The sequence below is a fragment of the Roseburia porci genome, from assembly GCF_009695765.1.
Lineage (GTDB): Bacteria > Bacillota > Clostridia > Lachnospirales > Lachnospiraceae > Roseburia > Roseburia porci.
In genome coordinates, this window is sequence record NZ_VUNI01000013.1 from 18,457 (window position 1) to 40,849 (window position 22,393).

General features: G+C 42.2%; 18 protein-coding genes. All 18 read left to right on the plus strand.

The genetic code is table 11. The annotated features are described in order from the left end of the window. Position 1 precedes the first annotated feature (1 nt). The 18 genes from FYJ75_RS08490 to glmM all read left to right on the plus strand — a co-directional run bounded on the left by FYJ75_RS08490 (position 2) and on the right by glmM (position 22,256). Positions 2–1,207 carry an ABC transporter permease gene (locus FYJ75_RS08490; RefSeq protein ID WP_154430025.1) on the plus strand — a complete coding sequence of 402 codons (1,206 nt, stop codon included), beginning with the start codon at positions 2–4 and terminating at the stop codon, positions 1,205–1,207. After that, a complete protein-coding gene (locus FYJ75_RS08495) occupies positions 1,192–2,214 on the plus strand; it encodes an ABC transporter permease (RefSeq protein WP_154430026.1) in 1,023 nt (340 codons plus the stop codon). Before FYJ75_RS08490 ends, FYJ75_RS08495 begins: the two co-directional genes overlap by 16 nt. 23 nt (positions 2,215–2,237) lie before the next feature. Then, on the plus strand, positions 2,238–4,592 hold the full coding sequence (locus FYJ75_RS08500) for a zinc ribbon domain-containing protein (protein ID WP_154430027.1): 2,355 nt from the start codon (positions 2,238–2,240) through the stop codon (positions 4,590–4,592). Between the two features lie 17 nt (positions 4,593–4,609). Further along, the gene (locus FYJ75_RS08505) at positions 4,610–5,506 is read left to right on the plus strand and encodes a zinc-ribbon domain-containing protein (protein WP_154430028.1); all 897 of its coding nucleotides are present in this window, start codon (positions 4,610–4,612) and stop codon (positions 5,504–5,506) included. After that, the gene (locus tag FYJ75_RS08510) at positions 5,496–6,800 is read left to right on the plus strand and encodes a glycoside hydrolase family 3 protein (RefSeq protein ID WP_154430029.1); all 1,305 of its coding nucleotides are present in this window, start codon (positions 5,496–5,498) and stop codon (positions 6,798–6,800) included. Before FYJ75_RS08505 ends, FYJ75_RS08510 begins: the two co-directional genes overlap by 11 nt. A gap of 123 nt (positions 6,801–6,923) precedes the next feature. Then, complete coding sequence (locus FYJ75_RS08515) at positions 6,924–7,952, plus strand: leucine-rich repeat protein (RefSeq protein WP_154430030.1); 1,029 nt, start codon at positions 6,924–6,926, stop codon at positions 7,950–7,952. A 342-nt stretch (positions 7,953–8,294) separates the two neighbouring features. After that, entirely contained in the window at positions 8,295–9,629 is a 1,335-nt protein-coding gene (locus tag FYJ75_RS08520) for a vWA domain-containing protein (protein ID WP_154430031.1), read from the plus strand. A 432-nt stretch (positions 9,630–10,061) separates the two neighbouring features. Then, complete coding sequence (locus FYJ75_RS08525; RefSeq protein WP_154430032.1) at positions 10,062–11,549, plus strand: ATP-binding protein; 1,488 nt, start codon at positions 10,062–10,064, stop codon at positions 11,547–11,549. A gap of 97 nt (positions 11,550–11,646) precedes the next feature. Beyond that, positions 11,647–13,464: a VWA domain-containing protein gene (locus FYJ75_RS08530; protein WP_195838976.1), complete on the plus strand. Its 1,818-nt coding sequence runs from the start codon at positions 11,647–11,649 to the stop codon at positions 13,462–13,464. Between the two features lie 136 nt (positions 13,465–13,600). Further along, a complete protein-coding gene (locus tag FYJ75_RS08535) occupies positions 13,601–14,329 on the plus strand; it encodes a hypothetical protein (RefSeq protein WP_154430034.1) in 729 nt (242 codons plus the stop codon). Positions 14,330–14,404: 75 nt separating this feature from the next. Next, a complete protein-coding gene (locus FYJ75_RS08540) occupies positions 14,405–15,412 on the plus strand; it encodes an LCP family protein (protein WP_195838977.1) in 1,008 nt (335 codons plus the stop codon). Positions 15,413–15,424: 12 nt separating this feature from the next. Beyond that, the gene (srtB, locus tag FYJ75_RS08545) at positions 15,425–16,192 is read left to right on the plus strand and encodes a class B sortase (protein ID WP_154430036.1); all 768 of its coding nucleotides are present in this window, start codon (positions 15,425–15,427) and stop codon (positions 16,190–16,192) included. 96 nt (positions 16,193–16,288) lie between these two features. Next, the gene (locus tag FYJ75_RS08550; RefSeq protein ID WP_154430037.1) at positions 16,289–17,014 is read left to right on the plus strand and encodes a CpsB/CapC family capsule biosynthesis tyrosine phosphatase; all 726 of its coding nucleotides are present in this window, start codon (positions 16,289–16,291) and stop codon (positions 17,012–17,014) included. A 16-nt stretch (positions 17,015–17,030) separates the two neighbouring features. Then, positions 17,031–17,513, plus strand: coding sequence for a hypothetical protein (locus FYJ75_RS08555; RefSeq protein WP_154430038.1), 483 nt, complete (start codon positions 17,031–17,033; stop codon positions 17,511–17,513). Between the two features lie 40 nt (positions 17,514–17,553). Then, positions 17,554–18,321 (plus strand): YveK family protein, encoded by a 768-nt coding sequence (locus tag FYJ75_RS08560; RefSeq protein ID WP_154430039.1) that lies wholly within the window; start codon positions 17,554–17,556, stop codon positions 18,319–18,321. A gap of 44 nt (positions 18,322–18,365) precedes the next feature. Next, positions 18,366–19,295 carry a polysaccharide biosynthesis tyrosine autokinase gene (locus FYJ75_RS08565; protein ID WP_195838978.1) on the plus strand — a complete coding sequence of 310 codons (930 nt, stop codon included), beginning with the start codon at positions 18,366–18,368 and terminating at the stop codon, positions 19,293–19,295. 29 nt (positions 19,296–19,324) lie between these two features. Continuing rightward, positions 19,325–20,851, plus strand: a complete 1,527-nt coding sequence (locus FYJ75_RS08570) for an LCP family protein (RefSeq protein ID WP_154430041.1) — start codon at positions 19,325–19,327, stop codon at positions 20,849–20,851. 58 nt (positions 20,852–20,909) lie between these two features. Then, positions 20,910–22,256: a phosphoglucosamine mutase gene (glmM, locus tag FYJ75_RS08575; protein ID WP_154430042.1), complete on the plus strand. Its 1,347-nt coding sequence runs from the start codon at positions 20,910–20,912 to the stop codon at positions 22,254–22,256. The last annotated feature ends 137 nt before the right edge of the window (positions 22,257–22,393 follow it).

The window sequence follows — 22,393 nt, forward strand, 5'->3', positions numbered from 1 at the left end:
GATGAATGTTTTTTTGACGCTGCTGAGAATTCAATACAAAAAATGTTTTGTGACTTTATCCAAATCTCTGGCTGGTTTACTGGCTGCACTGCTCCTTCTGACTGGAGGAGTGGCAGCAGTCAGTTACACGGTCATGCAGTCGCAGGCATTTGCGCAGATTAAAGTCGCAGTTTCAATACCGGAAGGAGAGAAACAGACCAGACAGATTGCGCAGTTCGTCTCGGCCATGAAAAGTGTGCAGAGTATATGCAGGTTTGAGTATATGGATGAGGAGAACGCACTGGAAGAAATGCAGTCCGGTGAAGTACAGGCAGCGATTGTGATTCCGGAGTCTTTTTATGATGACATCGATAGTGGTGTAAATACACCGGCAACGGTATATCTGCCGGAAAATCCATCCCTGAACATACAGATTTTTGCAGAACTGGTTACGAATGGTGTGAAGATGCTTCAGACAGGAGAAGCAGTGACCTATGCAAATATTCTGGAGGTAAAAGAGCATGGGGCAGAGTATGGAAGCGGAAAAGTGGCAAATATGATCGCAACCTGTTACATGGAAGCGATTTTATCCAGAGGAAGTCTTTTTGAGCAGGAGATCTGCTCCTCCACCGGAGAGATGGATCTGTATCAGTTTTATTTCTGCTCATTGGCGTTGATGCTGATGCTTGCATGCAGTCTGAATTTTGCAGTGCTTTATTATAAGCGGAGCAATACGGTAGAGCAGCAGTTAAGAGTGTATGGTGTCGGAAATGCACAACAGGCGTTTATCCGGATTCTTGTGATTACCAGTATTTTGTGGGTCATTGCTATGGGAATCTGTATGATTACGGCTGTTTTTTCGGAGACACAGGGCAATGGTTTCCTGATTTTGGATGGCACTGGCTGTGCAGAACTTGCACTTTTGTGTTTGTCGGTTAGCGGATTTATTCATCTGTGTTATCAGTATCTTCCGGGAAATTCACACAGTGTGGTCTGGTTTTTGATCATTAGTCTTATTATGATTCTGTGTTCTGGAATTTTACTCCCGTTATCCTATCTTCCGAAATGGATACAGCCTGTCGGGGCAGTACTTCCGTTTAATCTGTGGGAAGATTTCATGGGCAGGGTATTATTTACAGGTTGCAGCACAGCACACGTAATTCGGCTTTTGGTCTATACAGCAGTTGAGTTTGGAATAGGAGCTTTGGCGATATGGAAAAGATCATAGTATATTACCGGCTTCTGTTAAAAGATATATGTAAAAAGAAAATCACCTGGTTTTCAGTGGGAGCAATGATTTTTCTTGTCTTACTGATTCTGGGTATTCGGATTCCGGCACAGAACAATACAAAAGTCGGAATGGTTCCGGGAAAAAGTGAGAACGCCGGACAGATTTATGAACTTCTCCAGGACGAAAACGGCGTATTTGATGTTCAGACATATGAAAACGAAGAGAACATGAAAGCGGATATCGCTTCCGGAAAGCTGGTCTGTGGATTTTGCGTTGCAGAGGATCTGGACCGGAGAATGGAAGAAGGAAAGGTAAAAGATTCCGTAAAATATATTACTGGTCCCATGGAAGTCAAGGGTGAAGTCGCAAAGGAAAAGTTTTATTCAGCGTTTCTTGTTGCATACAGCGATGAACTGATCCGTCAGAAAGAAACAGAGATCTACGGAACAAAAGATCCGGAGCGTCTTGCACGCATTCAGGAGGAGATGGACCGCTTACTCAAAGAAGAGGAAGTTTTTCAGATAAAACAGGAATATGTACAGACGGCACAGACGCCGATGATGCAGAACACAGCAGAGAATTATCCGGTGCAGGGCACAGTTGGAATTCTGATTCTGATCTTTATGTTCCTGTCTGCGGAAAAGGGAAGAAGGAGCGTTTTTAATAAGGTTCTTTATCCGGGAGAAAAGCTGGTATTTGATTATATCCGGTTGCTGACCTCAGCAGTTCCGCTTGCAGTGACAGGACTGTTTTGCATTTTATTCAGCGGTCAGTCGAGAGGCATGTCAGCTGAAGTCTTTTGGTTACTTGTTCTGATTCTGTATGGCGGTATATGGAATATGATACTTGCAGGAATGAACAAAAGCGAGACGGGATTGGTTTCTGTGATTTTAGTCAGGATTATTCTTATGATCCTGGTATGCCCGGTATTTGTGGACTTTTCACAATTTGTGCCGGCATTGCAATTTATCAGAAGTATTTTCCCATTGGGAATTTATTTATAAAAACATATGAAGGAGAAAAGATTATGAAATGTAGAGCATGTGGTAATGAAATAGCAGATGATTCACTGTTCTGTACATTTTGTGGTGCAAAAGTGGAAGAAATGCAGAATGCGCCAAATGAACAGCAGAATGTGACAGATAACACAGATGAAGTGAATCTGGAAGAGGGAATTGTTAAAAACATGATGGAGCAGGAAACAGCAGAAGCAGAACAGCCGGCACAGCAGGAAGCACCAGCGGAGGCAGAACAGCCAGCACAGCAGGAAGCACTAGCGGAGGCAGAACAGCCGGAAGCACCGGCACAGCCAGCTCAGCAGGCACAGCCAGTTCAGCCGACACAGCCAGCTCAGCAGGCACAGCCAGTTCAGCCGACACAGCCAGTTCAGCCGACACAGCAGTATGAGGCTCCACAACAGGGGGCACAGCCAAATACAGCAGCAACTGCTAAATCCAAGACAAATTTCCTTGCAATCGGAATTATAGTAGTTCTTATCATTGTTGTGATTGCAGCGATCATCTTCCTGGTAAGCAAGGTGTTTGGAAATCTGGGTGGTTCAAAAAATGACAAGGCAATCGCATATGTATCCGATGGTGAAGTATTCTATACAGCCAATATGGATAAAGACAAAGATCCGATCAGTGTTTCAAAAGTACGCGGCAGCGAAGCAGATTACGATAATGATCTGAAACTTACATCAGATGGCAAATATCTGTATTTTGCAAGTAAAGTAGAAGATGATGGTAACACAATCTGCCGTGCTGAAGTTGGTAAATTAAAGGCAGATTCCAAGAAAAATGATAAATATATTGTAGAGATCGATAAAGGAATTACGAGTTATCGATTACTGAGTGATGAAAAGCAGCTGCTCTACACCAAATACGATGGCAGCCTGAATTACTACGATGGTGATTCTGAGGATTGCATCGAAAAAGATGTCAGCGATTACTATTTGGTTGATGATCATACCGTGGTATATCTTACAGATGACAGCGATCTCTGTTATTATGATTTGAAAAACAAGAAAGATGATACGATCGATGAGGATGTATCCGGAATTAATAAATGTACCAGTAAAGATTTTATCGTTTATGAGAAAGATTATGAAGATCTGTATTGTGGATCCGTTGATGGTGATTCTGAGAAGATCGCCACTGGAATTGACAGCTATATTGGCTGCGATGAAGATAATAAGACAGTTTACTATACTGTTTCTGACAGCGATGAGCAGGGCTTATATGCATATATTGATGATGAGTATGCAGATGACGATGCAAAAGTAGAAGAACCGGATGTTAAAACCTGCCTGACAGCAGTAACAGAAGAGGAAGCTCTTCCAGAATATGAGAAAGAATATCTTGCTGAATATCCGGATGAGAAGGATGATTTCTATAGAGATTTATACTATGAATCAGATCTGAATATGTATTATATGTACAATATTGATACTGACAAAGAGTATTTATATGATGATCTTGCAAAACAGTGGTATGTATTTGACGAAGATAAATATAATGAACTTGATGAGGCATACTCAGAAGTTGCAGACAGAATTGAACTTCGTGAAGAATTAAAGGATGCTTCAGTAGATACTACAGTTTCAGAATTATATAGCTGTGTAGTCGGAAAAGATCCGGAATGTATCAATGGAAATGTATCTTCTTATGCATATTGTTCACATGATGGTTCAATCCTGTATTATTCAGCTGCTGGTGATACAACAGAAAAGATCAGCATTGATGATATAACAAGTGTTTATGATGCACAGTATCAGGTTGAAGATATGCTGAGCGATGCTGGCAGTGAGAATTTCTGCTATGTAGATGGAAATGAGCAGAGCATGGACGTGGATGGTGATATCTGTAGTGCTGATGTTTCTGCTGATGGAAGTGAAGTAATCTTTGGAATCAGAGATGATGGCGTTACAAGTCTTGTTGCTTACAGTCTGAAAAAGGGAACGCTGACAGAGGGCGATGAGCTTACAGATGATGGAAGCTATGGAACATGGATTGACAAGGGCTATTATTTCTTCTCAGATGCTTCAGACGATGAGGGAGATCTGAATGTCTATAAGAACGGCAAAACAGAGTGTATCTTAGAAGGTGTATCCAGCGAGTATTTGGAGAGATATGATGATGGTACATTCACAGCTCTTGACAATTATGACGGAGATGGCACTTTAGTGACATTCACAGCATCGGGAGATGAAACAAAGATCAGCAAGAATGTAAGCACATATTCACGTGTGAATGCAAAGAGAATCGTATATATGAAGAATGACAATCTCTATGTACATACTGGAAAGAAGGATGACAGAAAGATTGCCAAGGATGTAGTTACATATGACTGCGTAGAAGCTCCATACGATGTTATTTACTAAAGAAAGAGGCGATATGTATGTTTTGCAATAAATGCGGACAGGAAATTAAGCCTGGAGCAAAATTCTGTACCAAATGTGGAACTCCGGTTCCACAGGTACAGCAGCCTGCACCAGAGCAGCCGGCGAAACCAAAGAAAGCACAGCCTGCGCCAAAACAGTCGGTGACACCTGAGCAGGAACCACCGAAAAAGAATAAGAAACCGGTTTTTGTAATCCTTGTGATCATTCTGGTGATTCTTCTGTTTGTATGTGGCGGACTGGTTGGATATTATATTACCCAGATTAGAGGAAACGATGATACTGTAGTAAGCGATGACAATGATAAAGACAAGGACACTGAGTCTTTATCCAGGGAATCTGGCAAAAAGAGTAAAAAAGATTCTGAGACGGAAGAGGCTACAGAAGCTGTTTCAAAGAAAGGTGCACATGCAACAGTCGATGGAACAGAAGAATCCGAGGTAAAAGAGACTAACAAAGAACATACTTATCAGATTGTTGTAGCGGATGTTACATGGACGCAGGCATATCAGCAGGCAAAAGAGGTTCCAAACGGACATCTTGCTACATTCGAAACACAGGAAGAAATGGACAAGGTAATTCAGCAGATCAATGCAGAAGGTCATAATGATATGATCTTTTGGATCGGTATGACCAGACGAGGTGATTCTACCGATTATCAATGGGTAGATGAAAATGGAAAATCCGAAGGAAAGATGGAGAATTCCAACTCGAACTGGCTTCAGGGAGAGCCGTCTTTCTATGACACGGACAACTCCAAAGACGAGTATTATGTAGATATGTTCTACTCCAGTTCCAATTCGAGATGGGTATGGAATGATGTGCCGGATGATTTACTGGCATTGATTCCATCATATTCAGGAAAGGTTGGATACATTGTCGAAATTGAAGAATAGATCAAAACGTCATTTCAATAAGAATTGCTATATTTTTATAGCAATTCTTATTGTATTTATTGCTGTGTTGGCTATGGTATTCCTCATAGCAGCCCATGGAAAAAAACAAAAGAAAGTGTCAGAAGCTGATTCTGTTGTTACACAGATGACGGATTCGGAATATGAAAGTGATCTTGTAATTGAAGAGAGCACGGTAGAAGAGACAGAAATGCAGCTGATAGAAGAAAAGTCGCCGGAACAATTGCTGGAAGAACGGATCGATGCGAAGATGGCACAGATGACACTGGAGGAAAGAGTACTTCAGATGTTTATGATCACGCCGGAGGCACTGACTGGATATGGAACGGTAACAGCTGCCGGTGATGTGACGTATCAGTCGCTTCAGAAGTATCCGGTTGGAGGAATGATTCTTTTTGCACAGAATGTGATTGACCCGGATCAGCTTGGAACAATGAATGGGAATCTGCAGAATTATTCGGAAGAGATTACTGGACTGCCGATGTTTATTTCGGTAGATGAAGAGGGTGGAAAAGTCGCCCGTATTGCAAAGAATTCCAATTTTTCGGTGGAAACATTTTCGGATATGAGGTCGATTGGAGACTCTGGTGATACTACAAAAGCGTATGAAGTCGGAAATACAATTGGCGCTTATCTGAACCAGTATGGATTTAATCTGGATTTTGCACCGGATGCGGATGTACTTACGAATCCGGATAATCAGGTGATTGGAACACGTTCTTTTGGAACCGATCCATATGTGGTATCCGAGATGACGCAGTCGGTTGTAAAAGGACTGGAAGACAATCAGGTATATGCATGTCTGAAACACTTTCCGGGTCATGGAGCTACATCAGGGGACACACACGCCGGTTATGCATACACAGATAAGACGCTGGATGAATTAATGCAGAGTGAACTTGTTCCTTTTTCCAATGGAATTCAGAATGGAGTGCATTTTATTATGGTTTCCCATATTGCGGCACCACAGGTGACGGGAGACAATCTGCCGGCATCGTTATCTCCTTATATGATCCAGACTGTTCTCAGGGAACAGATGGGATATGATGGAATTGTGATTACGGATGCTATGAATATGGGGGCAATCTCTGACAATTACGGAAGCGCTGATGCAGCAGTTCGGGCTGTCAATGCCGGTGCAGATATTGTGCTTATGCCAAAAGATTTTGCCAGCGCATACCAGGGCGTTTTAAATGCTGTGGAGAATGGAACAATCAGCACAGACCGGATCGATGAATCCGTGCGCAGGATCTTAAGGGTGAAGATGCAGCCATAATGTAGAGTAGAGTTGAAGATACAGCTTTAATGTGGGGGGGGAAGATGTAGCCTTAATGCAGGGCTGAAGATACAGTCTTAAGAAGAAGTTGCGCAATGATTGCGAATGTGCTAGTCTGAGAGCATGATTAGTGCACAGGATAACAATATATATGTATATGAACAAATAAATAATGATGAGATACGTCTTCTTCGTGTATGGGGACAGTACTCAGTATTAACGATCCCGCAAAAGATCGGTGAACAGACAGTGACGGTGATCGGAGCATATTGCTTTGCTCCGGCATCAAAACTGTCGGAAGAATTGGAACAGGAGTGTGCGAACTATTTGAGAGAACATGCCCTGAAAGATTCATACCGGACGATTGCGGGAGATTTTTTATGCCGGATCATTCTGCCAGACAGTGTGCGCTGTCTGGAATCTTATGTTTTTTACAATTGCAGGGAATTAGAAGAAATCACAGCAGGAGCAGCACTTCGTGAAGTGAATGGAGATGCGCTTATGAATTGCCGGAAGCTTGGCAGGTTAAAGCTGCGGGAATCGGTTGACAGACCAACTGGTTTGTCATTTCTTCTGGGACAGATTACTTCGGAGATCGAAGTTGTGTTTCAGAAGGGAGATGTAAGACTCGTTTATCCAGAGTTTTCCGAAAGTTATGAAGAAATCGGACCGGCTCACATTTTCCATTTGCAGGTAGAGGGAGAAGGGTTCCGTGCAAGGAATCAGTTTCAGAGTGGTGTTGTGGATCTTGCCGGATATGACCAGGTGTTTGAAAATGCGGTTCGCACGGAATCGGCACAGACATTGATCAGGATGGCGTCCGACAGGCTCTGTTATCCGGCAGACATAAAAGAAGCGCACCGGTTACAGTATGAGGTATATCTGAGAGCGCATGAACAGGAATGGATGAGGATGCTTGTGCAAAATCAGGATGAAGAGACCATGGAAGCAGCAGGAAAACAGGGACTGATCTCCAATCAGGCAAGGGAATATGCAGTGCAGGAAGCAGCTGCAAGTGGTTGGATCCGCGGAAGCGCGGCATTGCTGAGAGGTGCAGCGCAGCGGCGGAGTGTTATAGCACACCCAGATGAACTGCGACCGGATGGCATACAGGACGCTCCGGCGGACGTGGAGGATGAGTATAACTTTTAACATGGGGGTTCTATCTAATCAGCTGTAGCAGAAAATGAACTTTGTTTTTTACGAAAAATGATGGATTCTCCGTAGCATAGGAAAAATGTTTGATTACGGAAAAATAACAGCTCTAAAACAGCTATTTTCAGGTGAATTCTCCGTACAGCCAAAGAAATCATTGATTACACCGATAAAATCAGAAAATGTGTGGGCGTAGAACAAAAAATACTGCAATTACGGAGAATTCTATCGAATGTGGACATGGCTTACGTTAGGAGATACGTGGCACATGGAAAATACAGAGTGTATAGGTTAAATAAGAAAGAATATTTTAAAAATAACAGAAAGGAGCGCAGGAGCATGGAAAAGGCACAGACCCAGGAAGAATGGGAAGAACAGATGGGCTTTGAGATCCTGGATTATCTCAAAGGCGAAATTTATATGGATCTTCCATTTATGGAGCTTGCATTGTCAGCACTGGCTCCGAAAGGAAACAGCAATCTGCTTACTTTTGCAACAGATGGCATATGGCTGAATTTTGGACCTGCACATTTGATTGAAGTATTTAAAGAAAATACACAGTTTCTGGAAAGAGCATATCTTCATACCGTGTTACATTGCATCTATGCGCATCTTTGGATTGCAGGAACAAGGGAGCGCAGATTGTGGAATCTGTCGTGCGATATTGCAGTGGAATCGGTGATCGACAACCTGAATAAGCCTTGTACAAAAAGGATACTTGGATGGCAGAGACAGAGATTGTATCAGGTTATGGAAAAAGAAAAGCTGGTGTCAGCCGCGGAAATTTATGAATATCTTCTTGAGACAAAAAAGTTTTCGATAGAGGAACTGATTCTGGAATTCCATGTGGATGACCACAGATACTGGCCTGAGGAGAAGGATGTAAAACAAAGGCCGCAGATGCAGCAGGAGAACCAGAATCAGAAGAAGTGGCAGAAGATTGCAAGACAGATGCAGATGAAGAAAGAACAGAAAGGAAATGACCCGGACGAAGCAACAAAGGTTCTGCTCCGAAATGCAGCTGTCAATAAAGGCCGGAAAAGTTATGGAGATTTCCTGAAGAAATTCACAAGAAGGCAGGAAGAACTTCATCTGAATATGGAAGAATTTGACCTGACTTATTATACATATGGATTGGAGCATTATGGGAATATCCCACTTGTGGAACCATTAGAGACAAAAGAAGAACAAAGAATCCGGGAACTTGTGATTGTGATTGATACCAGTTATTCTACCAGTGGAGAACTGGTGGAAGGTTTTTTGCAGGAGACATTTACGATTCTGAAAGAAAAAGAGGCGTTTTTCCGCAATAATCGGGTGCACATTATTCAGTGTGACGATGCGGTGAGACAGGATGTGGAGGTTACGTCAGAGACACAGATGGAAGCGTTACTTCAGCAGTTTTCACTTTGTGGAGGTGGAAATACAGACTTTCGCCCGGCATTTACATATGTTAATGAACTGGTATCCACAGGGAAATTGAAAGATCCGGGAGGACTCTTATATTTTACGGATGGAAATGGAATCTACCCGAAGAAGCAGCCACCATATAAGACGGCATTTCTTTTCCTAGGAGATTATGATAAAGAAAAGGTTCCGGCGTGGGCAATGCAGCTGGCAATCGAGAAAGAAGAACTGCGCTATGCAAAAGAAAACCGGAGTCCATGCAGCTAAGCAGAGCCACACAGCTAAACAGAGCCACATATAGGCAATTGCGAAAAACTTATATGCGCTAGTTGTGCATAGCTGGGATTTATCGATTTTACTGCTTAGATCTCCAGTTTGGCGATTGAAACAGTATATATATTTTAAAATGAATGGAAAGCTTAAAGAAATACTGCTTGAAATCATCAAAACGATTTTTTAAACAGTAAATATTCATTCAAATTGTTAGAAGGTTTAAATAAATACTGCTTAAAATCCCTAAAACGTTCTTTTAAACAGTAAATATTTTCCTAACCGTTAGAAAGCTTGAACAAATACTGTTTGAAATCTCAAAATGTTCTTTCAAGCAGTATATACATTTATACATATTAGGCATTTGCTTAATGTAGATTCCCTAGTTTTGCAATTGCCTAAATAGGACATAGAAAAGAGAGAGAGTATATGAATATCAGACAGGCAAAAGAAGAAATCAGACATACCGTGCAGGCATATCTATTGAAGGATGAAAGCGGTGCATACCGCATTCCATCCATCCGCCAGAGACCAGTCCTTCTGATGGGACCTCCGGGAATTGGAAAAACACAGATCATGGAGCAGATCGCAAGGGAATGCAGGATTGGACTGGTGTCATACACGATCACGCATCATACCAGACAGAGCGCTGTGGGACTGCCGATGATTGAACATGAAGAATTTGACGGAAAAACATATGCAGTAACGGAATATACGATGAGTGAGATCATTGCAAGTGTTTATGCAAGAATCCGGGATTATGGACAGAAAGAAGGAATTCTTTTTATTGATGAGATCAACTGCGTATCAGAGACGCTGACACCTGCAATGCTTCAGTTTTTGCAGTGTAAGACGTTTGGTAATCAGGCGATTCCGGAAGGATGGATTATTGTAGCTGCGGGCAATCCCCCGGAATATAACAAATCAGTCCGTGAATTTGATGTGGTAACACTGGACCGTGTACGTTATCTGAATGTTGAAGCTGATCTTGATGTATGGAAATCTTATGCTGCCGCACAGCATATCCATGGTGCGATCTTAAGCTATCTGGAACTGAGACCGAAGAATTTCTATCGGATTGAAAATACTGTAGATGGATTGCAGTTTGTCACAGCCAGAGGCTGGGAAGACTTAAGCACTCTGATGCAGACCTATGAAGCACTGCAACTTCCGGTAACAGAGGAGGTAGTTCGTGAATTCATCCGGAATGAGGAAGTGACTGAAGATTTCAGTGCGTATCTTGAGCTGTATCGCAAATACGAGGACGATTATCGGATTGACCGTATTCTTTCCGGAGATGTGCCTTCCGAGATTTATGCGCGTCTGCTTCATGCAGATTTTGATGAGCGGCTGAGTGTGGTGAACCTTCTTTTAGATGGATTGGAAAATGGCTATTCTGCAATATATTGGGAGAAGCATGTTACGGATCAGTGGTATGCATTTTTAAAGGATTACAAGAGCAGACTGGATCGCAGTACAGAGTTATCCACAGATGGAAAAGGGATATACGAAGAACTTCTTTCAGAAGTGGAAAAAGACGAACAGATGCGGGCAGAAAGTGGATATCTTACACCGGATGAGAAGAAAGCAGGTCAGCGGCTGATCGCCTTCTTAAAAGAGAATGCACCGGAGGCGTCAGACTATTTTGAACACGCGAGAAGTGGATTTTCCGTGCAGACAAAGACATTAGCAGAAGGCAAAAAAGCGTTGTCAGTACAGACGGAGCATGCATTTGATTTCATGGAAGCAGCATTCTCGGCAGGACAGGAGATGCTGGTGTTTGTGACCGGGCTTACGATGAGAAAAGAAGCCGCAGTATTCCTTGCAGCAAACCCGTGCGAACGGTATTTCAAGTATAATGAAGAACTGCTTGCTGGCACGAAAAAAGGCGAGATATTGAAGAAGCTGGAAAACTAAAATGAAAAATAACCTCATTTGTAGTCGAAAATCATTGACAGCATGTGTCGAAAGAACTATACTTTTAGTGACAAAAAAGGAAAATGGAGGTTATGAAATGAAACTCAAGAGAAAATTATTAGTTTTTCTTGCAGCGGTATGCCTGCTGGCAGGTAATCTGGCTGCAGTTCCGGTTATGGCTGAAGAGACAACTGGAACAGAAGCTTCTGTCGACTGTACTGGAAAATATGTAAATATTGCTCTGGTCGTTGACACAACCGGTTCAATGGCAGGTGACATTGAAACCGTAAAGGAAAACCTTTCAGCATTCGTAAAAGAGATTGCTGCAAGTGGAGCGATTCCAAGAATTGCGCTGATTGAGTACAAAGATATCCAGTGCGATGGTGACGACAGCACAGTTGTTCATAAGACACCGGATTATTCTGTATGGTATGATGATGCCGGACAGATGGTTGCTGAAATTGAAAAATTAGAGGCATATGGTGGAGGCGATTCACCGGAAAGTCTTGTAGATGCACTTGGTTATGTAACAAATGACAGTGTTATGACATTCAACAGATATGCTGCTAAATTTGCATTTGTTCTGACAGATGCTGCTTATAACAATGCAAACAGATGGGGTTACAAGGACATGAATGACGCAATCGCACAGCTGAGCGCGAAAGGCATCCAGACAACCGTTGTAACACACAAAGATCGTTATGCAGATACATGGGATGATGTAACAGAAGGATATATCATGGGAGATGGTTATGGCTCTCTTACTCTTTCTGATGTTTATGCTGATCTTACAAGCAAGACCGGCGGTACAATCATCGACATGAGTGAAGATTTTGAGAAAGAATTAAGCACATATGCAAAATCGATCATTGCTGCTACTGCTTCTACAGAAGTAGATGCTTCTTATGTACCAGTAACATCAATTTCTTTAGGTGAAGCAGAAGAAGTACCAGTTGTAACTGGTGGAGCATATAAGTTCCCGATCACAGTAAATCCTTCTGACGCAACAGTGAAAGATATCATCTGGAGCGTAGAGGATGAAAGTGTTGCAACAATTAATAAAGATCTGACAACATCAGAGTTCTGTGTGGTTAATCCGGTTAACGAAGGAACAACAAAGCTGATTGCAAAAACAACAGATGGCGGATATACTGCATTCTTTACTTTAACAGTTGCAGACAGCCTGAGTGATGGAACCACAACAATTACATGCAAACCGGAACTGGTTGCTGGAATTCTTACAGGTTCTACAGATACAAAGGTAGCTCTGAAGCTGGATGAATCTGCTACAACAGTGGATGCAGGAATCTTAAAAGATATCTTTACAACACTTTCAACTTTACCATCTAAGGATGTGACATTCTCATTCCAGGATGCGTATGGTGAGGAACTTTACAGCTGGAGTTTCAGCGGTTCAGAACTGAAAGATGCTTCAACAGTAATCAATTCATTCAAGATTGAGACTGGAGCGAAAGTGGATGCTGTAACTGCAGCAGTTTCTGCAACTGGAACAGATGGAACAACTGAGACAATTCACTTTGCACATGATGGATTACTTCCTGGAACAGCTACAGTAAAAGAACGTACATCTCTTCCGGATGGAACATCTTATCTGTATTATTACAATCCATCAACTGGCAAACTGGAAGAAGCTGGCGAGGCAAAAGTAGAAGGTGGATGGGTAACTTATAAGATTGAACATTGCTGTGACTATGTTCTATCTTCAAAGGTATTAAATCTTTCACCTGCACCTACACCGGCAACACCTGCACCGGCACCTCAGGCGCAGACAACACCGACTGTGAAAGCTCCGAATACCGGAGATAATACCGGAATCATGGCTGGAATTTCACTTCTGATCGTTGCAATTGCATTGGTAAGCGTAGCAGAATTTATGAGAAGAAAAAGAGCATAAAATTCGCAAATAATAAGAGCCTTCTGAGTGTTTGTTCTCAGAAGGCTTTTATTGACAATATCACCCTTTAGTGCTATTCTATGAATGATAAATACATATTATGTGCGTATAGTAATTTAAAGGAGGAGACATTTTTATGAAGAAATTTGTTACTTTCGTGCTGGCCGCAGTAACTGCTCTTTCCATGACATGTACTGCATTTGCGGCACCAAGCCCGGAGAATTCTGATATAGTGAACAACAGTGGCGCAACAGCAACAATTGACGGCAAGGCAGCATCAGTTACCGTGAAATCAGTAGGATCTGGAGTATCAATTCCTACAGCAGATCAGCTGGTAAAGGATGGACTGGTAAAAGAGGGAGCTAAGGTATTAGGAGCAGCAGATATTACTGTAGACGGTGCATCTGCAGAGCATCCGGTTACCGTAACTGTTCAGGTCGCAGGAGTGAAGGCATCAACAAGCATTGTTGTATTACATTATGTGAATGGTGCATGGAAGGTAGAGAGTTCAAGTACTGGCGATGGTACAGTTACCATTTATGGACTGACAAGCTGTTCTCCATTCTTATTTGTAGAAGGATCTACACCTGACAATAGTGGAGATACTGTGAATAACACTACAAATAATAACACGACTAATAACAACACAACCAATAATAATACAACGAATAACAACAGTACGACGAACAACAGTACAACCAATACCAATAATAATTCTTCAGTAAATAATTCCGGCAGCGCATCCGGAACAGCAGCAGGTATTTCTCCGGCAACAGGAGAGAATGCAATGATTCCTGTAGTGATGGTTATCTGTGTGATTGCAGCAGCAGGTGTTGTATTAGTTTCAAGAAGACGCAGAGCGTAATCTGAAAATATAGAGAGAATGAAAAGGGGGAGAGATTCCCCCTTTTTTTCAGTAATGGGACGGACAAAAGAGTATATGAAAAAGAACAGTGGACGAATTATAGGAATAGGAATTTTGGCGGTTGCTGCGATCGCACTTGCTGCAGTTGTGTTTGTGCTTGATCAAAAAGACAAACAGAACGTGGCGGTAGTACGCAAAGAACCGGAGACACAGACGGTTGTGTCAGAGGATGGGCAGGGCGCAACCGACTATTCTTCAATTACATATCAGGGAGAACGGTATACCTATCGCAAAAATTTAAAAACAATACTTTTTCTGGGTATCGACAAGAACCAGGACGAAGTGGATCCGGATCATGTTGGAACAGAGGGAAGATCGGATTGCATGATATTGTTTCTGGTAAATACCGATGACAACACAGCACAGATGCTTGCAATTCCAAGGGAAACCATGGTGGATGTTGAGATCTATACAATGAACGGAGAATATTTCTCGACACAGAATGAACAGATTACATTACAATATGCATATGGTGACAGTGAGAAGAAGAGCTGCTGGCTCACAAAAAAAGCGGTTTCAAAACTGATGGATAACATTCCAATCGATGCGTATCTGTCGATGCAGTTAGAAGGTGTGGCTGATATTACCAATCTGATTGGAGGCGTAACACTTACGATGCAGAAAGATTATACGTATATTGATCCGGCATTCTCTGAGGGGGCAATGGTAAATCTCCAGGGGGAACTGGCAAAGAAATTTGTCAGAACCAGAGATACCACGGCATTTGCCAGCAATGAGGACCGAATGGACAGACAGAGTCAGTTCATAAAAGCGATGGTTCCGCAGTTGAAAATGGGTGCTGCCGATGTCCAGACATTTTTAAATGAAACATCGGATTATCTGACTACTGATATGGATGTGGATGAGATAAAGAGCTTGATGAACTGTTCATTGAATGATGAAACGCTGACGATTCCGGGAGAAAGAGTTTCGACCGGGGATGACACTCCGGAAGAGTATTATGTGGATGATGATGCGCTGACACGTATGATAATAGAACTTTGTTACGAGAAAGTGGAATAGGAGTTTGGAGTTATGAAAAAGAAAACAAGTCTGATAGTAAGTGGAATTTTGGTTGTAATTATATTGATATGTCTTATTTTTATCGGAAGACATTATCTGACACAGAAACAGAATGAAAAGGTTTATGACAATCTGGCATCGGAAGTACAGAAAACGCAGACAGAACAGAAGATATCAGATGTGACAACAGAGACCGAAGAACAGAGCACGATTGATTTTAATGCACTCTGGGATGTGAATCCGGATATTTATGCATGGATCGAGATTCCTGGGACACAGGTTGCATATCCTGTTTTGCGCAAGGAAGGAGACGATGACTATTACCTGAATGTTACTGTTGAGGGAAACAGTGGACTTCCGGGTTCGATTTATTCGCAGGCTTCCTATAACGGAAAAGATTTTCAGGATTTTAATACGATTCTTTATGGCCATGATATGAAAGACGGCTCCATTTTTGGTGGACTTAAGAATTACAGGGATGCATCTTACTGGACCGATCATCCGGAGATGATAATCTATACACCAGATCAGAAACTGACCTATAAGATTTTTGCTGCGGTAGTATACAGCAATGATCTGATTCCGTACAAATATGACCTGAATACCGACGAGGGAAAACAGCAGTTTTTGGATTCGGTATATAGTAATTCGGACAGCAGAAGCATCATTGATAAGGATGTGGAGGTAACGACACAGAGCAGACTTCTTACATTAAGTACCTGTATCGGAAATGAGACGGAGCATCGTTATCTGGTCATTGGGGTGCTGGAAAACCAGTAAGGCGCGGTTGCTTTTTTATATGAATCATTGTACAATTATTTAGAATGCCTTGCAGGAAAAGCAGGGCAAGTTACAGATGACAGATAAGGAGCGTTTATGCCGGATTTTTTTGATGTACATAGTCATTATATGCCGAAAGTTGATGATGGGGCGGCATCGGATGAGATGACCAGCCAGATGCTTCAGATAGCATATGAAGAAGGAATACGACAGATCATATTGACCCCGCATTATCGAAAACCGTATTTTACCACATCCAGAGAAGATATTGACCGTGGTTATGTCAGAGTACGGGAGATTGCAGGGCAGGTCAGACCTGAAATGAAGATTTATCTTGGAAATGAAGTACATTATCATCCGGATCTGCTTTTATGGCTGCAGGAAGGGCGCGTACATACAATGGCAGACACTTCTTATGTATTGATTGAATTTTCAATGAATGATACATATGATCTGATATATAATTGCCTGAGGACATTAATTGCTGCACAATACCGGCCGATTGCTGCACATGTGGAACGGTGCGGAGCACTGCTTGGTCATACAGAGCGTGTGGAAGAACTGGTCGACATGGGGGCTTATATCCAGGTCAATGCCGGCACGTTTTCCGGTGAATGTGGTTTTCAGGCAAAGCGGTTTGTACATAAACTTGTAAAGCAGGACCTGATTGACTTTGTTGGTTCTGATGCACATAATATTACAGACCGCAGACCGCGGATGCTCAAATGTGCGGAGTATCTGAAGAAGATACACGGCCGGGAATATATGGAGAGAATCCTTCAGAATAATCCACAGCGGATGGTAAGTAATAAGGAGTTATAACAGAGGAGAAAGCATTATGGGTAAAAGATTGGGAATTTTGATTGCATTGCTTACAGCAGCCGCTGTAGCCGGATGTGTCTTTTTAAGAGTTGCCAGAGATAATGAAGGACCAGTGATTGAGTTTACTGCTAATGTCCCGACTTATTATGGAAATCCGGATGACAAAGACCTTTTATCCAATGTTACAGCTATGGATAAAAAGGACGGAGATGTTTCCAATACGTTGTTTGTGGACAGTGTCAGAGTATCTGAGGATGGAACAAGGGCAAAGGTGACGTATGTTGCTTTGGATAGAAACAGTAATGTGAGCAGAGTTTCACAGGTGTTATCCTGTAAGACGGGAAGTAGAAAAACAGAAGATTCCAGGAAAGATGCTGACGCAAAGAACGAAGATGAAAATGTGAAAGATTCACAGGATCAGGAGAATCAGACTGAGAACACATCTGAAGACACGCAGCAGCTGGATACACAAGAGGACACACAGGCGGTAGAGCCTTAAAACGATAAAGAAAGCACGGTAGACAGAAAGGAGAAGAAACTTGAAGGAACAGATCAAGGATGATGAAATTGAAATTGATCTTTTAGAGTTGTTTCATGTATTATTAAAGAATGCATGGGCATTGATTTTGTGCATGATACTTGGGGCATCTGTAGCATATGGAGGAACAAAACTTCTTGTAACACCACAGTATGAAGCAACATCAATGATTTATATTCTGTCTAAAAGCACAAGTATCTCTTCTTATCTGGATGTGCAGGTCGGACAGCAGCTTACAGTAGATTTTGAGACACTGGCAACGACAAGAACTGTAGTTGAGAATGTAATTAATGAACTGAATCTGGATACGACATATGAACAGTTGAGTAAGAATATAACCGTAACGAATCCAAGTGGTACACAGATTCTGAAGATTATCGTAAGGAATCCGGATCCGGTTCTGGCAAAGGATATTGCAAATGCGATGTCAGAGGCAACGGCAAAACGGATTGCAGAAGTTATGATGACAGATAAACCTAGTGTTGCAGACAGTGCTGTTACGCCGGACAGTCCTGTCAGCCCGAATACTGTAAAGAATACTGCAGTTGGGGCTATGGTGGGATTACTATTTGCGGCAATTTTTGTACTGACGCGTACCTTGATGGATGATACGATTGTGGATCGTGATGATGTTACAAAATATCTCGGATTAACAACACTTGCAGCAATTCCGTTGAATCAGGAAGAAAGCAGCGGACGGCGCAGCAGAGGCAGAGGCCGCAGTAAAGGCCATAGCAGAGGGCATGGACGAAAGAAGAGAGTTGGTTAGAAGAATAAGTCCTATGCACTGGATCGGAAAGGATGATACCTGGAATGAATAGTCAGGAATATGATTTCAATGAAAATAAAATAATCATCAAAAACCGGGAACTTTCTTATGAAGTGAACGAAGAGATGAAAGTTTTGCGTACGAATATCCAGTTTAGCGGAAGTGATACGAAAGTCATTGTAATGACAAGCTGCATTGGTGGAGAGGGAAAAAGCACAACATCGATGAATCTTGCGATTGCACTTGCTGACCTTCATAAAAAAGTTGTACTGATTGATGCGGATCTTCGTAAATCAGTTATGGCAACCAATGTGGAAGGTGGAATTCATAAAAAAGGACTTGCACATTTCCTTGCAGGGCAGGCATCGATTGCAGAGGTACTGCTCACGACGAATATCCGGGGATTGAATCTGATCCTGGCAGGCAATGTCATCCCGCCGAACCCGGCAGAATTATTGTCGAATCCGCTTCTGGATAAAACACTCCAGATCATGCGGAATAACTATGATTATATTATTATTGATGCACCACCGCTTGGACTTGTGGTAGATGCAGCAATTCTTGCGAGGGTATCGGATGGTGCAATCCTTGTTATGAAATCTGGCGAGATTAAATACCGCTATGCACAGGGGGTAAAAGAACAGCTTGCAAATAGTGGGTGTAAAATACTTGGCGTAGTGTTGAACAAAGTGGACTATAAGAAACAGGGACGCTATTATGGCAGATACTATGGCAAATATTACGGTAAATATTACGAGGAGGAAGATCTGGAGGAAAGCTCCAGTTCAAGTCCGCCGATGCAGACTGCTACAGCACCGAAACCTGAACTGACAAAGAGTGAGTTGTTCATGCAGGAGAGTGCGAAGCGTGAAAGCGGTATCAGCCGTGCATCAAGAGCCGCAAAGCACAGAACGGATACTGGGATGACAATGGCATCTTTAGATCCGGATAATCCGCAGAGAACACAGAAATAACAGCAGAAGAGAAAGAGGTACCTTACATCATGACAAAGACAACAAAAAAGATTTTGTATCTGCTTGGCAGCCTGGTGATCCTGCTTCAGGCAGTCGTTGAAATCGCCGCAGTATATGAAATGATCCAATCCAATATGATTCCAAATGTGATATTGATTGTTGGAATCGCGATTCTTGTTATTTTACAGGCCGTAACTACGGTTCTGTTTTTTGTGAAACCGAAAAAGAAGAATGATAAGAAAACGGGAGAGAAGATTTCACAGAAGAAACGGTTGAAAAAACATCGTAAGATTGCAATGATCCTTGCAGTGATCATGATCCTGATCTGCGGTCTGTTAACTTATGTGATGGCAAAAGTAAATGATGCGTTTGGAGCGATCACAAACGAAGATGGACAGTATATTGAGATCGGTGTATATGTTATGAAAGATTCACCGGCACAGTCGATTAATGATCTTACAGACAGCACTTTTGGAATGACAGATTCTTATGATGCAGAGAACACACAGGCAGCCTTAAATGATATCAATGACAAATTGGGCAAGGAAGTTGCAACAGAGAATTATGATTCTGTGAATACAATGGTAGATGCTTTATACAGTGGACAGACCGATGCAATGATTCTGAATGAAGCCTATGCATCCATTCTGGAAGATCAGGAAGCTTATCAGAATTTCTCGGATGATACCAGAATTGTGTACACATACCGTATTAAAGTGGACGAGGACGAAAAACGAGATGTAAAAGTGACGAAAGATCCATTTGTCGTATATATCAGTGGATCTGATACAAGAAGTGATAAGCTGGCAACAAGCCGAAGTGACGTAAACCTGCTTGCGATTGTGAATCCGGAGACAAAGCAGGTATTGCTTTTGAATACACCACGTGATTATTATGTACAGACTTCAGTTTCCGGTGGTGCAAAGGATAAGCTGACACATGCAGGAATCTATGGGGTACAGTGTTCGATGGACACGCTTTCCATGTTATATGATACGCCGGTAGATTATTATATGCAGATTAATTTTACCGGATTTGAGACGATGATCGATGCAATCGACGGTGTGGATGTGGATGTGGATCAGGCTGTGACTACCGATGACGGATATTCGTTCAGTGAGGGAATCAACACGATGAACGGTAAGGAAGCGCTCTCTTATGTAAGAGAACGTCATCATTTTGCAGATGGTGATAATGCACGTGGTCGTCATCAGATGGCTGTGATCAGTGCGATTATTCAGAAGGCTTCTTCTGGAACGACGATTCTGAAGCATTACGGAGATATCATGGACAGTATGGAAGGCATGTTTGTGATGGATCTGAGTCAGGATGATCTTGGTAATCTTGTAAAAATGCAGTTATCAGATAGTTCTTCATGGAACGTAAAGTCTTATGCAGTAACCGGCGAGAATTCTTCCAATTATACGTATTCCGCACCGGGGCAGCAGCTTTATGTTATGGAGCCGAACCAGGATACGGTTGATCATGCAAAAGAACTGATCAACAAGGTATTCTCCGGTGATACGCTGACAGATGAGGATGTAGCAGCACAATAGTAGATAGAAGGCGGATGCTGAATAAAATTATGCAATAAATGAAAAGAGGATAAGATTCATGGGTAAGTATTTTGGAACAGACGGATTTCGTGGTGAGGCAAATAAAGTCTTAACAGCTGATCATGCATACAAGATTGGACGTTACCTCGGATGGTATTACAACCAGAACCATAAAGGCCGCATTGTGATTGGTAAGGATACAAGAAGGAGCAGCTACATGTTTGAGTACGCTCTGGTTGCAGGAATTACTGCATCCGGTGCAGATGCATATCTGCTTCATGTAACTACAACTCCGAGTGTTGCTTATGTTGTGCGTACAGAGAATTTTGACTGTGGAATCATGGTATCGGCAAGCCATAATCCATTCTATGATAACGGAATCAAAGTAATGGATGGAAATGGACATAAGATCTCAGCAGATGTAGAAGCTGCAATGGAGAAATACATTGATGGTGAGATGGGCGAGCTGCCATTTTCATTTCAGGATAAAGTTGGCGTAGCCAAGGATTATGCGATTGGAAGAAACCGTTATGTAGGCTATCTTATTTCTCTGGCTACCAGATCTTATGATGGTATGAGAATCGGACTGGACTGCGCGAATGGTAGTTCATTCAGCATTGCTAAGAGCGTGTTTGATGCACTTGGTGCTAAGACATACGTAGTTGGTAATGAGCCGGACGGAACAAACATTAACATGGCCTGCGGATCGACGCATATTGAGAATCTTCAGAAGCTGGTAAGAGAAAAGAATCTGGACTGCGGATTTGCTTTTGATGGTGATGCGGACCGTTGTATCGCTGTTGACGAGAACGGAATGGAAGTACATGGAGACTATGTCCTTTATGTATGTGGCAAGTATCTGAAAGAATGTGGAAAGCTTCAGAATAATACCGTTGTTGCAACGATCATGTCAAACCTTGGTTTATTCAAGGCAATGAAGCGAGAAGATATCAATGTATGTGTAACGACTGTCGGAGATAAATATGTGAATGAGGCCATGGTGGCAAATGGTTATGTACTCGGTGGAGAACAGTCAGGTCATATTATTTTCAGCAAGCACGCGACAACCGGGGATGGAATCCTCACTGCAATTATGCTGATGGAAGTAATCCTTGAGAAGAAACAGAGTCTTGGAACGCTGTGCAGAGGAATGCAGATGTTCCCGCAGCTTCTGAAAAACGTGCGTGTGGCAGATAAGCCAACAGCGGTAAATAATCCAAAGGTTCAGGAAGAGGTACAGAAGATTACAGCAGCACTTGGCGATAACGGACGAATTCTTCTGCGTGAAAGTGGTACAGAGCCGGTTGTCCGGGTTATGGTGGAAGCAGGAACAGATGAACTTTGCCAGCGTTATGTAGATCAGATGATTCAGGTTATGAAATCAGAGAATCTGATCATTGATTAATATATAATTTCACATAATGAACAGGAAGCAGGTAAGCAATTTTACAGATTGTTTACCTGTTTTTTAATTAGGTGTATACAAAACCTTTCTGCGCATGGTACAATAGTACTGGTACAAATTCACCATATATAGATGAT

Excerpts from the sequence above, each read along its gene's own strand:
- FYJ75_RS08490 (WP_154430025.1), top strand. The coding sequence starts at position 2 with ATGAATGTTTTTTTGACGCTGCTGAGAATTCAATACAAAAAATGTTTT.
- FYJ75_RS08495 (WP_154430026.1), top strand. The coding sequence starts at position 1,192 with ATGGAAAAGATCATAGTATATTACCGGCTTCTGTTAAAAGATATATGT.
- FYJ75_RS08500 (WP_154430027.1), top strand. The coding sequence starts at position 2,238 with ATGAAATGTAGAGCATGTGGTAATGAAATAGCAGATGATTCACTGTTC.
- FYJ75_RS08505 (WP_154430028.1), top strand. The coding sequence starts at position 4,610 with ATGTTTTGCAATAAATGCGGACAGGAAATTAAGCCTGGAGCAAAATTC.
- FYJ75_RS08515 (WP_154430030.1), top strand. The coding sequence starts at position 6,924 with ATGATTAGTGCACAGGATAACAATATATATGTATATGAACAAATAAAT.
- FYJ75_RS08520 (WP_154430031.1), top strand. The coding sequence starts at position 8,295 with ATGGAAAAGGCACAGACCCAGGAAGAATGGGAAGAACAGATGGGCTTT.
- FYJ75_RS08525 (WP_154430032.1), top strand. The coding sequence starts at position 10,062 with ATGAATATCAGACAGGCAAAAGAAGAAATCAGACATACCGTGCAGGCA.
- FYJ75_RS08530 (WP_195838976.1), top strand. The coding sequence starts at position 11,647 with ATGAAACTCAAGAGAAAATTATTAGTTTTTCTTGCAGCGGTATGCCTG.
- FYJ75_RS08535 (WP_154430034.1), top strand. The coding sequence starts at position 13,601 with ATGAAGAAATTTGTTACTTTCGTGCTGGCCGCAGTAACTGCTCTTTCC.
- FYJ75_RS08540 (WP_195838977.1), top strand. The coding sequence starts at position 14,405 with ATGAAAAAGAACAGTGGACGAATTATAGGAATAGGAATTTTGGCGGTT.
- srtB (WP_154430036.1), top strand. The coding sequence starts at position 15,425 with ATGAAAAAGAAAACAAGTCTGATAGTAAGTGGAATTTTGGTTGTAATT.
- FYJ75_RS08550 (WP_154430037.1), top strand. The coding sequence starts at position 16,289 with ATGCCGGATTTTTTTGATGTACATAGTCATTATATGCCGAAAGTTGAT.
- FYJ75_RS08555 (WP_154430038.1), top strand. The coding sequence starts at position 17,031 with ATGGGTAAAAGATTGGGAATTTTGATTGCATTGCTTACAGCAGCCGCT.
- FYJ75_RS08565 (WP_195838978.1), top strand. The coding sequence starts at position 18,366 with ATGAATAGTCAGGAATATGATTTCAATGAAAATAAAATAATCATCAAA.
- FYJ75_RS08570 (WP_154430041.1), top strand. The coding sequence starts at position 19,325 with ATGACAAAGACAACAAAAAAGATTTTGTATCTGCTTGGCAGCCTGGTG.
- glmM (WP_154430042.1), top strand. The coding sequence starts at position 20,910 with ATGGGTAAGTATTTTGGAACAGACGGATTTCGTGGTGAGGCAAATAAA.